This is a genomic window from Ktedonobacter robiniae, from assembly GCF_016587375.1.
Classification (GTDB): domain Bacteria; phylum Chloroflexota; class Ktedonobacteria; order Ktedonobacterales; family Ktedonobacteraceae; genus Ktedonobacter; species Ktedonobacter robiniae.
Genome location: NZ_BNJG01000001.1, coordinates 1,626,332 through 1,640,138, shown reverse-complemented (window position 1 = coordinate 1,640,138; position 13,807 = coordinate 1,626,332). Strand labels below are relative to the sequence as shown.

The following is a 13,807-nucleotide window of genomic DNA, read 5'->3' as shown; positions in this document are numbered from 1 at the left end:
GCTCAGGGTTTTCGGATCAGAAGTGCTAGAACTGGCGCAAGAAGCGCAGGTCATTGCCGGAGAAGAGGCGAATATCATTGACGTTGTATTGGAGCATAGCGATACGCTCCACGCCCATGCCGAAGGCAAAGCCGCGATATTTCGCAGGATCATAGCCAACCTCACGCAGCACCTTTGGATGCACCATGCCGGAACCAAGGATCTCCAGCCAGCCGGTATATTTACAGACGCGACAGCCCGTGCCATTGCAGGAGGCGCAGCTAATGTCGACCTCGGCGCTGGGCTCGGTGAAGGGGAAGTAGCTGCCACGGAAGCGCAGACGCCGCTCAGGGCCGAACATCTCATGCGCGAAGCGCTCAAGGACACCCTTCAGATCGGCCATGGTGCAGTGCTCATCTATCAGCAGACCCTCGATCTGATGGAACATGGCCTCGTGCGAGACATCAATATTCTCGTTGCGGTAGACCTTACCGGGTACGAGGACGCGCACGGGTGGCTGTTGCTGCTTCATCGTGCGAATCTGCATCGGCGAGGTCTGGGTACGCAGCAGAATCTCGCCGGGCGAGACCCAGAAGGTATCCTGCATATCGCGGGCCGGGTGATCCTCAGGGACGTTAAGTGCCTGGAAATTATAATAATCGGTCTCGATCTCCGGACCCTGTACGATCTGGAAGCCCATCTTCATGAAGATAGCGCTCACGTCCTGGATGGTACGCGAGAGGGGATGCATATGTCCAGCGGGCAGTGCGCGCCCAGGGAGTGTCACATCGATGCGCTCCTGCTCCAGCGTTTGCAGCATCTCGCGCTGTTTGAGCTCTTCGCGCTTGGCCTTTAATTCCTGCTCAAGGGTCGACTTGACGGCATTGATCTTCTGCCCAACCACGGGGCGCTCCTCTTTCGAGAGCTTGGGCATCACGGCAGAGAGATTCTTAAGTTCGCCGCGGTTGCGACCCAGGTAGCGAGTATCCCACTCATCAAGCTGGGCAGAGGTGGTAATGCTCGCCAGTTCTGCGATGGCCTGCTCACGTAACTGTTCCAGTTGTGTGAGTAAGTCCTCAAGTTGTCCAATCATAGCGGTAAAGTTCCTCCAAAAAAACAAAAAACCGACATTCGTCAACAGGGACGAAGTTGTCGGCAAAATTCTGCACGTTCGCGCTAGAATAGCAAGCTCCGCGGTACCACCCGTTTTGAATTATGATCGCCAGGCACAGCACCTGGAAGATAACTGTGCGCCACCATAAATCCACTCGGTTTGTCCTGTAACGGGGACCGCCGGGGCTATCTACTTACACCTGCCGGATTATGAAGGCAGGGTTTCAACAGCCAGCTCTGGGGTGAACTTCGGTGCAGGTCTTCTGCGAAAGGGCTTCCAGTCGGTGACCCCTTCTCCCTGTGCATACTCGCTACACGTACTCTCCCCATCATCGCCTTTTTTACACTTTTCAACTCAGATAAAAGTGTACCAGATTCAGGCTGGAAAGTCTAGACTTTTGCATAGCCTAATAACCTAATAGCCCAGCAGTGCCTGCAACTCCTTCTCACTCTGTTTACTAAGAGGAATCATCGTCTCTTGTGCGTCATTCAATAGGAGGGTATAGCTATTGCGCGTAAATTGGATGACAGCCTTGATATGTTGCAGGTTGACAAGGTAGGCGCGATGAGCCTTGAAGAAGCCGCGCCCCAGGAGGCGTTGCTCTAGCTCTTGTAGCGTCAGATTGGTTGTGGCCTCCTCGCTAGCTGTGCGCAGATAAATCTTGCCATCGCGGCTGGTGGCATAGAGAATCTCACCGGGATCAAAGAAGATAACACGGTCCTCCTTGCGTGCCGGGACCTTGTAGGGGACAAGACGCTCTGGAACAGCTGAGCCTTCCCCGGTAACCTCTGGGGACGCGCTGGATGAAGGAATCTCGTTGCGGCGACAGTCAATAACGCGTCCGCCTCCTAACTCCACAATATGCGTGCAGAACTTACCCGCCCAGGAGAGATCCTCGCACGTTAGCAGGATGGCTGCACCTTCCTGGGCTTTCTGCTTCAGCAGGCGCGCGAAAAGATTCTGCGCCTCCAGGTCGGTACGCCGCGTTGGATGGTCGAGGAGCAGGAAGCTCGGATTTCCCATAAGCAAACGCGCTAAAGCCACGCGACGCTGGGCTGAGGGCGTGAGTTTGGCGACCCTTTTGCGCGCCTGGTCGCTCAGTTCAACCTGAGTTAATATGTGCTCGATACTCTCTTTGGGGAGATGGTGCAGATTGCGGTACAGGTTCAAATTATCGTAGACCGAGAGACGCTCATAGAGCAGATCCTCCTCGAAGAGGGCGGCGATCCGTAGGCGCACCTGTGCGTTGCGGTAGATATCTACTCCCTCCAGTTCCACGCTGCCACCGCTGGGGGGAAGTACGCCAGCCAGTGTGCGTAAGAGCAGTGTTTTCCCACTGCCAACGGGACCTGCAACGGCATAGATATCTCCTGCCTCAATTTGAAGATCTTCGATATCGAGCGCATGATGGTTATCTGCCATCTTGTGTAGACGGTGTACACGTATGAGCATCGTCTCTTTCCTCGCCAGGTGCTTGCTATGAGGTCTCTAACGGTTGGAGCGGAATGTCGCCGCAGCTATTGTAGCACAGCCGTTTGCTTCACCCAACCATTTCTTTGCTCCACTCAGCGGTTTTGTCGCTCATTCAGGGGCGAAATTGCTCCTGTTAGCGGCAAATATACTCCACTGGACCAGAATTTATAGCGCAAGTATTTTTGACATGTTACAGTTTTGACAGATCAAGTTCGCGAGGCGAACACGAGAACATGCAAGCTTTGAAGAGCGAGAGATAGAAGATTATGGATACAAGAGATATCATGATAGAGGCACATGAGTTGCGCCGTACCTTTGGCAAGAAGCAGGCGGTGGATGGTGTGAGCTTAAGTGCGTGCCGGGGCGAGATCTTTGGCCTGCTAGGTCCTAATGGCGCGGGCAAAACCACGACGATACGGATGCTAACGGGGCAGATCGAGCCGAGCGGTGGCTCGGCTCGCGTGGCAGGCTATGATGTTGTGCGCCAGCGTCGCGAACTGAAGCAGGTTGTCGGCGTTGTCTTTGAGGAGCAGAATCTCTACGAACGCCTTTCGGCGCGCCTCAACCTGGAGGTCTCCTGCTGGCTGTATGGCCTGCCCAAAACGCGTGTCGACGAGGTGCTGGACCTGGTCCGGCTACGCGACCGGGCCAAAGATCCCGTACGCACCTTTTCTAACGGTATGAAGCAGCGGGTGATGATCGCGCGGGCCTTACTGCATCGCCCACGCGTCCTCTTTCTGGACGAGCCAAGTCGTGGGCTGGACCCCATCGCGGCGCGCGAGGTACGCCAGGCGGTACGCGAACTCTGCCAGGAGGGGATGACAATCCTCCTGACGACGCACCTGATGGAGGAGGCTGACCATCTCTGTCACCGCGTGGCTTTTATCAATAATGGACATATCGTGGCCAATGATACGCCTCGTAACCTGAAACTGGCGCACGGTGAACCCACGCTAACGGTCACCCTGTCTCAAACAGGCCAGGGAGAGCAATCGCTTCAGGAGCAGGAGCTATCGCTTACTAATCCAATCGATCAGGCGCAACTGGAGACCTGGATGCGCGAGGGACTCGTGCGTGCTATCCACTCCAATGAAGCCTCGCTGGAAGACGTTTTTATTCAGATCGCTGGCGTACGCCCGGCCTAAGACTCAAGCAAGGTCGTGATGAATATGAATCTGCGTTCAACACTGGCTATCGCGCGCAAAGACGCGCTTGACATAATCCTCAATAAAACAACACTTTTTGCCTTGCTCACGCCGCTCTTTATCGCGTTGCTCTATGCCCTGTTTTTAGTGGTGTTTGGCCAGCATAATACAGAGATCCTGGTTTATAACCCCGGCAACTCGCAGGTGGAGCGAGCCGTTAGCAGCTACTTCGATAAAGCCAAAGTCACGCATGTCAACTCCTCGCAGGAGGTGACAGCGGCCTTTGGTCCAGATGGAAGCCACAAAGACTCTCCATATGCTGTCGGCCTCATCATTCCTGACAACTTTGAGCAGCAGATTGCGCAAGGTCAGAAGCCGGAAGTGACGCTCTACATGAACAACGACCAGGGAGCGGGGACCCAGCAGCGAGGCGCGCTCGCCAGTATCATTACCGCCTATGTGACCACGCTCAAAGATCCCCATCCACTCGATCTGAAAATGGCCATGATCAACCCACCTAAATCAGAGGTCGCAGTGGAGGATATATTACAATCCATGTTCGGCGCGCTTGGCCTGCTCATGTCGTTTATCACAGGCATCTCTGTTGTCTCTTCCCTGCTGGTGGAAGAAAAGGAGAAGAAGACGCTGCGTATGCTTATGGTCTCGCCAGCCACCTTTACGGATGTCATTATGGCGAAGCTCCTGGTGGGCCTGGGGTACCAACTCCTGCTCTCCATCGTCGTCGCCTTGACGCTGCAAACGCTGACTGGCAATGTACCTCTCCTGCTGGTCTTTATTCTCCTGGGCTCATGCCTGGCGCTCGCTTTCGGGCTCCTCGCGGGCTGTATCTTCCAGACCAATAATGCCGTGGGCGTCTTTAACGGCGTCGGTTCAATGTTCTTTTTTGTTCCCGGAATCTTCGCGGGAGGGATTATGGGCAACCTGTTACAGAATACGCCCGCAACCCAGGTCATGAAATTTATCCCCACATACTACCTGAGCGATGGCATCTTTAAAGCTCTGAACAATCAAGGCTGGAACGCCTCCATCCTCCTGGATGCTGGCATTCTCCTGGGGAGTATTGCCGTCCTCTTCGCCCTCGCAGCCTGGCTCCTCCGCAGGCAGGCCAGCGTCGTCGCCTTAATCTAAGCAAGAGCTTCTAGAGGGCCTACAAACCCATCTCAGGTAATGTATCTGATGACAGGCTGCCAACGTTGCCGGCAGCCTGTCATCAGATACATTATCCCTTTTGAGCGCCGCAGGCGCGAAAAGACCATCCAGGAATCAACTTTGACGCTACCAGGAAAAAATCGCGAAAAGGGGTTGACGAACTACAAATCCTTCTGCTATAATTATGACGTTCCAAGAAAACGGGGTGTAGCGCAGCCCGGTAGCGCACTTCAATGGGGTTGAAGTGGTCGGAGGTTCAAATCCTCTCACCCCGACTAAGGTAAAGAAGAGAAGCCAGCTTACGAGTTGGCTTCTCTTCTTTTGTTATGCTAACCGCTAAAAAGCTCTAGTTACGGCAAGCTCTAATTGAGAGCAAAACTGAGAGCAAAACGCGAATTATTAGATCTTGTTCTTGAATAATGCCCCTAACATACAAAAAAGCGTCTGAGATATATATCCCAACGCTTTTTGTGCTATTCCATTAATAAGACTGCAATGATAGCAAGCCATTATTCCAAGTACGTAAAATATTAAACTTAATTCAATCCTACTACATGTAAACGACGGCTTTTTGGGAAATATTTTTCCCTTGTCTCGTCTTCTAAAAGGAATATCAGATTACTAATTTCAGCCATACTATAGCCGTAATCTTGTTGATATACCTCCAAAATCTCATTAAAAATAGTAGGTCGCTCAATGGGCAGGGGGTTTGGTTCATTTATTTTGTATCCTTGCTTGCTCATTTGCTCATAAAGTGTTCTATATTGCCTTTCTGTTATTTTTCCTAAATCTCTTGCTCTCCTTATGATTGCTGCCATTGAAACTTTCCAATATGATTTTAGCCTAGCTAAATTTGGCAACGTAAGTGTTCTCAAATCAGGCGCGACATCGTGCGCGGGCATTAGAAATTCTGAAGCAAATCGATCTGCCTCGGCCTCCATGTTATCGGTCGGTATCCGATGCATAATTACATGCCCTAGCTCATGAGCTAAGGTATGCCTAATACGTTCACCAGGCATATCTGAATTAATAAGAAATATTGGAGGTGAACTTGGATCTTGGCTAGGAATCCACTGGCTTATTGCATCTAATTTTCTCGTACCAAAAGAACAAAGATAAACTATCCCTCCTGCATCTTCAATTACTTTTACAAGGTTATTAACCGGACCAAAGGGCAATTGCCATGCTCTACGAACTCGCCTTGCTATCTCTTCTACATCACCATCAAAATCATCAACATCTAATCTTTGAAACAAATTGTCTGCCTCAATCTCAACATTGTTTAGGAGCCGGGTCACATGTATCCTAAAAATATTAGATTTAGCAAGTAAGACTTTTAATTCTTGCACAGGCATCGTTTGACGCTTGCGATGATAAGTACAACTGCTACCAAAGCTAAAACGCTGCTCAGATAAATGAAAGAATGCCTCGGGATAGTGAAGAGCCGAGGCAATTCTTACTAGATGGTCTTTTGAGACATTCAAAAGGCCACTTTCATATTTTGATATGTTAGCTTGAGAGATATGCGTAAGTTTGGCTAACTCACTTTGAGTAAAACCACGTGACTCTCTAGCAAGTATTAACATCTCAGAGTTAACTGGTTGCTCCATTATCTTCACCCGAATTCTCTAGGCCATTTGGCTTAATTCTTGGTGGCTTCTTGGAAGAGGTAGTATTGTCACTATCTGACTTCTTAAAGGGAATTGTTTTATCCTCAGATTCTGAAGGAGGCTCATCACCTTCTTTCTTTAGTACGTCTGTTGGCTTGGCCTTAGACTCTGGTGGTTGCTCAGCAGGAGTACTAACATCACGCTTTGGCTGTTTTGGATCTTTCGGCTTAACCCTCCTCTTCTTATCAGATTGATCTGGTTGCATGACTTCGTTTGGAAGAGTAAGAGTTGGTTGTATGGTGGATATGTTCTCATTGAGAATAGAAAAATGCCAGGCAATTTTCCTATGTGCAGGACGGGTTACTAGTATGTTCTTTATTTCTGTCTCAGACCTATCCAGTTGATAACCTATTGTTACTCTTATCGCCTTGGGAGGAAGATCAGGCAATTCTAGCAAATCGTCATAATCCCTTTGTCGTTTTGTCCAAACATTGCCAGCTCTTAAATTTCTATCAAGTATCTTAAACCGCGAAAGAACGAGATCTGAAAAATTTAAAACGAGAAAGCCCAGGTGTTCTGTTATCGTTACTCCAGGAATATCAGCAAATCTATGCCTTATCTCGTGACAAATATAGTTATTTACTATATTTGCTCTTGTTCTCGCGTCAAAAGGAAAGCGCTTTTCAATGTTTATATCAAGATACTTTATCCATGAAGCTTTTATAGCATCATTGATAACTGGAACATGTGGCTTAAGCAAATTCCACACAAGAGCCTCTCCATTGTCATCCCAAGCAATACTAGGTTGCATACTTCCTCCTAAAGCATGAGTCAGCTAATTGTGACATTAGTATAGAGACTGCATGTGACTGAAAATTCGTAATACCACCGCCAGAAAAATCACCCACATGATCGACAACACACCTGCTCTAGAATGGCTGTTCGATATTTGTATTGTACAGTCTTGGCCGGCAAAAATCAAGTATTTTATTCGATTTTTTATTTTTAGACCTTAAAGTACTGGGAGTTTAAATAGAGAGAGTGCTAAACTCTGGGCTGACGAAGATAAAAGCGAGAAGCGTTCCACGCAACAACTTCTCGCTCTCTTATGTTCTCGGTCATAAAGCTTTCATAGAAAAGAAACAAACTTTATGGCAAAGATTATCTAGGCTCTTCTTTCTCTTTTTTATCCTCCTTAAACACTTCATTCCATGTTTCCACAATCTCCTGTTGCATCGACGGAAGCAGGTGAGAGTATGTTCTCAGCGTGATAGAGATGTCACTGTGTCCTAGCAACTCCTGTATGACCTTGATATTCACACCCATACATAGCAAGATGGACGCTGCACTATGCCGCAAATCGTGAAAATGAATGGGAGGTAATCCAGCCTCTACTAATATTTTCCTGAACTTTTCTCCCATGTGCGCAGGGTGCAGGTAGCCGCCTTTCAGATTTGGGAAGACCAGATCACGATCCTGCCAACCCTTGATAGATTTACGCGCATCCTGTTGTAGAGCGCGATGCTGTTTCAACATATCGACCAGGAAGGACGGAAGACTTATCACCCGGCGACCAGCGACGGTTTTCGGTTGGCCCTCAACGTATCCGTGGCCAGCGATGAAGTCAACCGAATGAAGCACTAGTAGACGTCTACGTGCAAAATCGATGTCGGCCCAACGTAGAGCCAGCAATTCACCACGACGCATACCCGTTACAACTGCTGTTACCAGTAGCACTTCTAAACGATTCTTCTTTACACGATCCACAAACCAGCGTGCCTGTTCAACTGAGAGCGGCACGACTTCACGGCTTACTATACGGGGAGGTGTTACCAGATCACAGACATTTTTTGGAGCTAGACCCCAGCGTACTGCATTCTCCAAAGCTACATGTAAGACCCCGTGTATGTTATTTATGAGCTTTGAGGAAAGTCCTTCATCGAGTTTCTTGGAGTAGAAGGTTTGGACGTGTTGAGGTGTGAGCTTTTGTAGCCATATATCGCCCAGGTCAGCAATCACATACTTAATCAATTTCTTATAGTTAACATAGGTCCCAACGCGAAGTCTACCTTTGTGGACATTCTCTAACCAGTCCTCAAGGTAATCGCCTAGCCTTCTTCTTGTTCCTGTCGCCAAGACCCCCATTTCTAGCTCTCTTAGAGCCTCATTTTTCTTCTTCAGAGCCTCTTGCTTTGTCTTAAAGTAGAACTTCTTGCGCTTGCCAGTCGCTATCGTTACTTCAGCTACCCAGCGCTCACGGCTCTCTACATAGTACACCGATCCTTCATGATGTCCACGTCGCTTATTCCCTGCCATAGGCCCACCTCCTTATGCTAATTGCCGCTCACGCTCCTTTAACCAACCACTTAGCGAGTCTGGATGTACTTTTCGATTCCTCCCAACCAAGATGGACGGCAAACCATGCTTGTAAATGAGGGTGTACACCGTCTGCCTACATACTCCTAGTTGTATAGCGACATCAGCAACACTTAAAAGCAAAGGCTGTACCGTCGAAACTTTTTTACGTCCTGCCATAAGCCACCTCCAATCCCCTAACGGCTAGCCACTTGTAGCCCCAACTTCACCCGCTTCCGTTGAACTTCAGCACTAAAATCCCTATCTACCCGTTCTAAGTAGTCACTACCGCTAACGGCTAGCCAGTGGAGCACGACCGAGAGATCTACACCGTCTTCCGCCAGGTCGCCACCTGCCCAGGCAGCCAGGGAGGTTAAGTACCCCATGACAGCCTCTATGCCCTTTTCAATGCTCCTCTCCTCATGCCGCTTTCTAATAATCTTGCCAAATTGTTCAGGAACCTCACAGGATTGCGCAAAAGCTCCCTGGATGACTTTCCAGACTGGATGTGTCGGCCAACGCGAGCGGTTCTTGTCTCCATTGGAGACCGCACAGCGCAACCAGCCATCAGGCAGACCATCAGGGCCGCCATTGACTTGTCCAACAGCATATGCCCACATGAGAGGCAGCAATTCAGGGAGCGTGTAAGCATCTTCGATGCCCCACAACTCCATCTCTTCTTGCAATAGTTCATGGAGCGCTTCACGCTTGAAGGAGATTTCTACACGCCAGACCTTCCCGCCATCAGCTTCCAACCATCCATGAGCACGCCAGAGATCACGCACCCAATCTTTTCCAGAGAGGAGTATTTCTCGTGTTTTGTCGTAGATACGACAGGATAAGGAGCTGCGCCCCTTCTTATCCTTGCCAAAGGCAAAGCCTGTATGGTGCTTTCCATAGGAGAAATCTTGCAAGACGGTCGAATTGCCCTCTTCAATCTCTGTATAGCTCGTTCGCTTCCTGGCTCGTGTGATGAAATTCTCATAGCGATCAAGCTGGTCGATATCATCCCAACCAGCGACATCAACACACAGATCGACGAGCGAGACTTGCAAGTACATCTCTCCTTGGAACAGTCGATCAAGCAACTCCTGAACGCTCACAATCGCAGTGAGCAGCATTCGATGCGCCCAGAGGTATTCCGAGCTGAGACGCACTGATGCAATGCCATTCCACTGACCACCAGAGATGTAGAGAGTGATATCCTTTGATTTGAGCATCCAGGGCCACTGACCTTGACCAGCTCCATTAGGTTGCATATGCAAGGTTGCCTCATTGAAGACCAGAGATGTCGGTATTCCCTCGTGTGCTTCCTGAGCTTCCTTCTTCCACTCATTGAGTCGCGCTTGTAAGGTCGCGTCCAATTCGCGCTTTATTGGCTTGCCAGCAATATCGGTGTGATACGCGTTGAGTACGAGCGTATCTACCCCATAATTGACCACGTGTGCTTGTTGCATAGACATCACCTCCACTTTCTCCAATTCAGGTATGCGCTAAAATCCTTGCATTTATGATTGCAAGCTTGTATGATCGAAACATCTATATTTCCTCCTTTGCATAGATTCACTGAGGTTGTATGTCTTCCGAAAAACTTTCAAAGTTTCCTAGAGTAATGGGCATTGTTTCTACACTCTTTGAGATCTTGGTGAGCTTCGTTTTCCTGATATTTTCCTGGTCAGATCCAATCATGCGACTGCCCTTAGCATCTATGGGATTTTCACTGCTGATTAGTAGTCCTGTTCTTACTATCGGGCTTTGGAGGCTTCGCCCCATAAGCCGCCGCCGAAACATCCAAATCGCTTTTATTGGCATGTCGCTTTTGATACTTGGCTTTATTCTTCTCGCTATTCATTTGGCGCTCAATTTCATGCAAGCATTGCATTTTCCGATCACGCTTTTTATGGCTTGCGTTGGTTGCAACCTCTATCTCGTAGCTTATGGAAGAAAAGACAGACTTGCAGACCAGCCAAGGGAATCAAGTACCTCTTCAATACAGGTGAGCGACTAAAACTCTTCACGCGTGTCAATAGAACAGTGCCACGCTCTCTTTTTCTTTTGTATTTATACTGGCGCGATTTACTTGGCTCGCGCCGAAGGCGGTTGTACGCCGTCCCTCGCTGACGCTCGGGCGCGTACAACCGCCCCACCCCAGGGACGCCACACCACCACTCCACCCTCGCAGGCCAGCGTTCCAGCCGCCGAGTGGGGAGGCGATGCCGCCCTTGACCGAGGTGGGTGAGCACTTCGTGCCGAGAGCGACCGGGTACTGCATTGAGTGCGTCACCGCAGGCCGGCCGCTCTCGCTCTGCGAGTCTACCCACCCCGGTCAAGGGTCGGGCCTGGCGGCATCGCTTGCTCTCCCCACTCGGCACGCCTCAGCCTGGTCGCTGGCGAGGTATGCCTCAAGGCTCCCAAGGATGCTTGAGTGCCTTCGGCAGCCCACCGCAGCCACCCCACCGAGCGTTACGGTGAGCTGTATAGCCCTCTCGCACTTTTACGGCTCTCAATAATCCTCACAGTTCAGAGCGTACGCATCCGGCTGTGTTTGATGAATAACGACTGTTTGGGCGGAATCTCGGAGACGATCAGACGTGTAAAATCTACATTCGATGTACTCAGGGTCTACAATCACCCCGTCAATCTCGGCATCCGTATCAAGAATAAGATGCAGTATCTCTTCCGCTTGCTGTGCCTCTTCCTCAACAGAATAGAAAAGAGAATGCCTATACATACACTTTTCTCCTGTCACTAAGCGTCAGCACGAACACATGTCTTGTCCAAAGCCTCAAGAACCGTCTGGGTGTAGTAGGCTTCCCCTCGACTCCCAACAGCATAGGCAATACGCACCTCCCCATAGTCATTGACTTCAACCACCTCACCATGTACCCAATTGCCGCTCTCGTCACCCAGGTACACCATAGCTCCCTCGGCTACTGCCCTCATAGCGAGCTAGGGAGCATATACCACCACACGGCACCCAAGCCACTGCTCACGAGCACATGCAGCCAATTCCTGGCGATGCTGCATGATATCTTTCTGGCGTTCTCGCAACTGATCAAGAAATCCCATAGGCCACCTCCTCACTGGCTAGCCATTAACCCCTTCGAGTAAAGCACTACACGCCTGGCAAAACACAAAATCTCTATTTTCCACCTGGTACTGACAGAAAGGACACTTCGCTAATTCCTGCTCTCTCCACTCCTCCCACTCATCAATGAAGCAATCAATCTCACGCTCTGTTGCCGACTCCCACCACCGATACGCCACACTTTGAGGCTGGGTATAATACAATTCATCCAGTGCCGTAAAGGCCTGGTCTGCGTGGACAGTTTCCGGCGCAATATCCATGATCCGCAGCAGTTCGCAGACCGTTTGCAGTGCAAGAGTACGTTGCTGCTTTCTCCTCATGGCCCACCCTCGACCCACACGATCCCATGCTGCTGCCAGAGCTCAGGATGCTGGTAACAGCCACAATAGTCCTCACACAATCGCTCACCACACCCAGGAGCAGCACAATACTGTGTATGTGCATCCGCAGACCATCGCAGCACGACCCCAAACGGGTTTCCCTCGTGATCCTGGTACTTCCCCCACCCAGGCTCAGCATCTACCACCGCCTGTATGGCCTCATCCCCATACAAGCGTTCCGCACACGGGACACAAAACAAGTTTGCATCCGCAGCAATAGCAACCACACCGGGCCACAATCCATATGCTTCTGCCATAGCCACCTCCTCTCACAGCTCGCCATGAATGAATTCGATAAATGCCCTCGTCACGCCAGCACGCACCTCATCCCCTTCTAACAAGAGGTACTGAAGATCATGCTGCAAACATGAGTAGGTACTCTCAACATTGTGACCTGCTTCTAGCAACATCAGGATACGTTCAGCTACCTTCTCCTCAGCCGAAAACACTTCAGCCTGTTGATAGCAATCTTCAGCTTGTTTCTTGAGCTGCTGATATGTCACCATACGTCTCACCTCCTCCAGCCCAGCTACTCACACTCATTTGCTAGGTAAGCATCGATCCATAACCGATGCCGTAACTGCTCTAGCTCTAGCCAACGCTGCCTCTCACGCCAGGAATAGTCATAACGCATATGGCATGAGGGGCACAACGCCGCTAACCGTGGTTCAGGATTCCAGGGGTCGTGATCCAGATGTGCCGCTGCCAGGTACACCGTGTAGACCACCCCCGTCCGCTCAGACACCACCTGGGTCCCATGAAGAACCCCGCAGAACTCACACACCCACCCCGCCCGCTCTTTACACTCCCATGCTAATGCTTCCCAATTTTCTGGATAGAGCCGCCGGTACTTCATCCCTTCCACCCGCCCACGGCTAGCCATTGACCGCTACGTGACCACTTCGCCAGACTTCCACCGCATGATCGACTGCATACACATAGCCAGATACATTGTTATGATCCGCCGAGGGAGCGTACACCGGAATGATCCGCGCAACGGTATCCAGGCCACGCGCTGCATACTCATCTCGAATCAAGCGATACCAATCACGAAAACCGTCCTCCCACTGGACATATGCCCTAAACCGACCCACACAGAGGGAATAGCCAGGTGTACAAATGATATTGCCTAGCGACCTGGTTATAGTTGCATACCCAGCCCGCCCGAAGGAACTTTCATGCATGAAGAAGGCCAACGCGTACGCTGGGTCAATGCCATAGGAGACACCCAGATCATAGAGCGCTTGTCCTTTGCCAGAAGCAGGCGAACCATAGAAGGCAAGCACGCGGTTGAGAACGACAGCAGAGAGAGAAGGTTGACACACCACCACCCCAAGCGCACACCCTTTTGCCGGTACCGTTTCTGCCATACGAGCTTGCTTACGAGAGGGCGAGAGCACAATATACAAACAGCCTACCATGATTGCCAGCAGCAGAAGGGACACCCAGATCAACACCTTACGCATAGGCCCACCTCCTCTCATGGCAAGCCA

18 protein-coding genes and 1 tRNA gene are annotated in these 13,807 nt (G+C 50.4%); 4 read left to right on the top strand and 15 right to left on the bottom strand.

Features of this window, described 5'->3' with window-relative positions; translation table 11 throughout:
• Positions 1-25: 25 nt before the first annotated feature.
• Both pheS and JMJ04_RS06800 read right to left on the bottom strand, forming a co-directional pair.
• Positions 26-1,072 carry a phenylalanine--tRNA ligase subunit alpha gene (pheS, locus tag JMJ04_RS06805; protein WP_201369773.1) on the bottom strand — a complete coding sequence of 349 codons (1,047 nt, stop codon included), beginning with the start codon at positions 1,070-1,072 and terminating at the stop codon, positions 26-28.
• Positions 1,073-1,507: 435 nt separating this feature from the next.
• Positions 1,508-2,545: an ATP-binding cassette domain-containing protein gene (locus JMJ04_RS06800; protein ID WP_201369772.1), complete on the bottom strand. Its 1,038-nt coding sequence runs from the start codon at positions 2,543-2,545 to the stop codon at positions 1,508-1,510.
• Between the two features lie 287 nt (positions 2,546-2,832).
• Between JMJ04_RS06800 and JMJ04_RS06795 the strand changes: the two genes are divergently transcribed.
• From JMJ04_RS06795 to JMJ04_RS06785, 3 genes are all read left to right on the top strand, one after another.
• Positions 2,833-3,711: an ABC transporter ATP-binding protein gene (locus tag JMJ04_RS06795; RefSeq protein WP_201369771.1), complete on the top strand. Its 879-nt coding sequence runs from the start codon at positions 2,833-2,835 to the stop codon at positions 3,709-3,711.
• Between the two features lie 18 nt (positions 3,712-3,729).
• Complete coding sequence (locus JMJ04_RS06790; protein WP_201369770.1) at positions 3,730-4,860, top strand: ABC transporter permease; 1,131 nt, start codon at positions 3,730-3,732, stop codon at positions 4,858-4,860.
• Positions 4,861-5,082: 222 nt separating this feature from the next.
• Positions 5,083-5,156 (top strand) — tRNA-Pro (locus JMJ04_RS06785).
• 261 nt (positions 5,157-5,417) lie between these two features.
• Here the strand turns inward: JMJ04_RS06785 and JMJ04_RS06780 are convergent.
• The 5 genes from JMJ04_RS06780 to JMJ04_RS06760 form a co-directional block, all read right to left on the bottom strand.
• Complete coding sequence (locus JMJ04_RS06780; RefSeq protein ID WP_201369769.1) at positions 5,418-6,491, bottom strand: helix-turn-helix domain-containing protein; 1,074 nt, start codon at positions 6,489-6,491, stop codon at positions 5,418-5,420.
• Positions 6,475-7,302 carry a hypothetical protein gene (locus tag JMJ04_RS06775; protein WP_201369768.1) on the bottom strand — a complete coding sequence of 276 codons (828 nt, stop codon included), beginning with the start codon at positions 7,300-7,302 and terminating at the stop codon, positions 6,475-6,477. Before JMJ04_RS06775 ends, JMJ04_RS06780 begins: the two co-directional genes overlap by 17 nt.
• Before the next feature lie 350 nt (positions 7,303-7,652).
• On the bottom strand, positions 7,653-8,807 hold the full coding sequence (locus JMJ04_RS06770) for a tyrosine-type recombinase/integrase (RefSeq protein ID WP_201369767.1): 1,155 nt from the start codon (positions 8,805-8,807) through the stop codon (positions 7,653-7,655).
• 12 nt (positions 8,808-8,819) lie between these two features.
• Positions 8,820-9,026 (bottom strand): helix-turn-helix domain-containing protein, encoded by a 207-nt coding sequence (locus JMJ04_RS48620; RefSeq protein WP_201369766.1) that lies wholly within the window; start codon positions 9,024-9,026, stop codon positions 8,820-8,822.
• Between the two features lie 17 nt (positions 9,027-9,043).
• Positions 9,044-10,303 (bottom strand): hypothetical protein, encoded by a 1,260-nt coding sequence (locus tag JMJ04_RS06760; RefSeq protein WP_201369765.1) that lies wholly within the window; start codon positions 10,301-10,303, stop codon positions 9,044-9,046.
• A gap of 119 nt (positions 10,304-10,422) precedes the next feature.
• Between JMJ04_RS06760 and JMJ04_RS06755 the strand changes: the two genes are divergently transcribed.
• Positions 10,423-10,854, top strand: coding sequence for a hypothetical protein (locus JMJ04_RS06755; protein ID WP_201369764.1), 432 nt, complete (start codon positions 10,423-10,425; stop codon positions 10,852-10,854).
• Positions 10,855-10,869: 15 nt separating this feature from the next.
• On the opposite strand, the gene JMJ04_RS06750 is transcribed toward JMJ04_RS06755, so the two are convergent.
• The 8 genes from JMJ04_RS06750 to JMJ04_RS06715 form a co-directional block, all read right to left on the bottom strand.
• Complete coding sequence (locus JMJ04_RS06750; RefSeq protein WP_201369763.1) at positions 10,870-11,130, bottom strand: hypothetical protein; 261 nt, start codon at positions 11,128-11,130, stop codon at positions 10,870-10,872.
• Between the two features lie 219 nt (positions 11,131-11,349).
• The gene (locus JMJ04_RS06745) at positions 11,350-11,577 is read right to left on the bottom strand and encodes a hypothetical protein (protein WP_201369762.1); all 228 of its coding nucleotides are present in this window, start codon (positions 11,575-11,577) and stop codon (positions 11,350-11,352) included.
• Between the two features lie 17 nt (positions 11,578-11,594).
• Entirely contained in the window at positions 11,595-11,765 is a 171-nt protein-coding gene (locus tag JMJ04_RS06740) for a hypothetical protein (protein WP_201369761.1), read from the bottom strand.
• A 168-nt stretch (positions 11,766-11,933) separates the two neighbouring features.
• Positions 11,934-12,254, bottom strand: coding sequence for a hypothetical protein (locus JMJ04_RS06735; RefSeq protein WP_201369760.1), 321 nt, complete (start codon positions 12,252-12,254; stop codon positions 11,934-11,936).
• The gene (locus JMJ04_RS06730; protein ID WP_201369759.1) at positions 12,251-12,571 is read right to left on the bottom strand and encodes a hypothetical protein; all 321 of its coding nucleotides are present in this window, start codon (positions 12,569-12,571) and stop codon (positions 12,251-12,253) included. The genes JMJ04_RS06735 and JMJ04_RS06730 overlap by 4 nt, the downstream gene beginning before the upstream one ends.
• 12 nt (positions 12,572-12,583) lie before the next feature.
• A complete protein-coding gene (locus tag JMJ04_RS06725; RefSeq protein ID WP_201369758.1) occupies positions 12,584-12,820 on the bottom strand; it encodes a hypothetical protein in 237 nt (78 codons plus the stop codon).
• Between the two features lie 23 nt (positions 12,821-12,843).
• Positions 12,844-13,197 (bottom strand): hypothetical protein, encoded by a 354-nt coding sequence (locus JMJ04_RS06720; protein ID WP_201369757.1) that lies wholly within the window; start codon positions 13,195-13,197, stop codon positions 12,844-12,846.
• Positions 13,190-13,780 carry a glucosaminidase domain-containing protein gene (locus tag JMJ04_RS06715; RefSeq protein ID WP_201369756.1) on the bottom strand — a complete coding sequence of 197 codons (591 nt, stop codon included), beginning with the start codon at positions 13,778-13,780 and terminating at the stop codon, positions 13,190-13,192. The genes JMJ04_RS06720 and JMJ04_RS06715 overlap by 8 nt, the downstream gene beginning before the upstream one ends.
• Positions 13,781-13,807: the final 27 nt, after the last annotated feature.

Coding starts and splice junctions, on each gene's coding strand:
- pheS (WP_201369773.1), bottom strand. CDS start 1,072: ATGATTGGACAACTTGAGGACTTACTCACACAACTGGAACAGTTACGT.
- JMJ04_RS06800 (WP_201369772.1), bottom strand. CDS start 2,545: ATGCTCATACGTGTACACCGTCTACACAAGATGGCAGATAACCATCAT.
- JMJ04_RS06795 (WP_201369771.1), top strand. CDS start 2,833: ATGGATACAAGAGATATCATGATAGAGGCACATGAGTTGCGCCGTACC.
- JMJ04_RS06790 (WP_201369770.1), top strand. CDS start 3,730: ATGAATATGAATCTGCGTTCAACACTGGCTATCGCGCGCAAAGACGCG.
- JMJ04_RS06780 (WP_201369769.1), bottom strand. CDS start 6,491: ATGGAGCAACCAGTTAACTCTGAGATGTTAATACTTGCTAGAGAGTCA.
- JMJ04_RS06775 (WP_201369768.1), bottom strand. CDS start 7,302: ATGCAACCTAGTATTGCTTGGGATGACAATGGAGAGGCTCTTGTGTGG.
- JMJ04_RS06770 (WP_201369767.1), bottom strand. CDS start 8,807: ATGGCAGGGAATAAGCGACGTGGACATCATGAAGGATCGGTGTACTAT.
- JMJ04_RS48620 (WP_201369766.1), bottom strand. CDS start 9,026: ATGGCAGGACGTAAAAAAGTTTCGACGGTACAGCCTTTGCTTTTAAGT.
- JMJ04_RS06760 (WP_201369765.1), bottom strand. CDS start 10,303: ATGCAACAAGCACACGTGGTCAATTATGGGGTAGATACGCTCGTACTC.
- JMJ04_RS06755 (WP_201369764.1), top strand. CDS start 10,423: ATGTCTTCCGAAAAACTTTCAAAGTTTCCTAGAGTAATGGGCATTGTT.
- JMJ04_RS06745 (WP_201369762.1), bottom strand. CDS start 11,577: ATGTATAGGCATTCTCTTTTCTATTCTGTTGAGGAAGAGGCACAGCAA.
- JMJ04_RS06740 (WP_201369761.1), bottom strand. CDS start 11,765: ATGGTGTACCTGGGTGACGAGAGCGGCAATTGGGTACATGGTGAGGTG.
- JMJ04_RS06735 (WP_201369760.1), bottom strand. CDS start 12,254: ATGAGGAGAAAGCAGCAACGTACTCTTGCACTGCAAACGGTCTGCGAA.
- JMJ04_RS06730 (WP_201369759.1), bottom strand. CDS start 12,571: ATGGCAGAAGCATATGGATTGTGGCCCGGTGTGGTTGCTATTGCTGCG.
- JMJ04_RS06725 (WP_201369758.1), bottom strand. CDS start 12,820: ATGGTGACATATCAGCAGCTCAAGAAACAAGCTGAAGATTGCTATCAA.
- JMJ04_RS06720 (WP_201369757.1), bottom strand. CDS start 13,197: ATGGCTAGCCGTGGGCGGGTGGAAGGGATGAAGTACCGGCGGCTCTAT.
- JMJ04_RS06715 (WP_201369756.1), bottom strand. CDS start 13,780: ATGCGTAAGGTGTTGATCTGGGTGTCCCTTCTGCTGCTGGCAATCATG.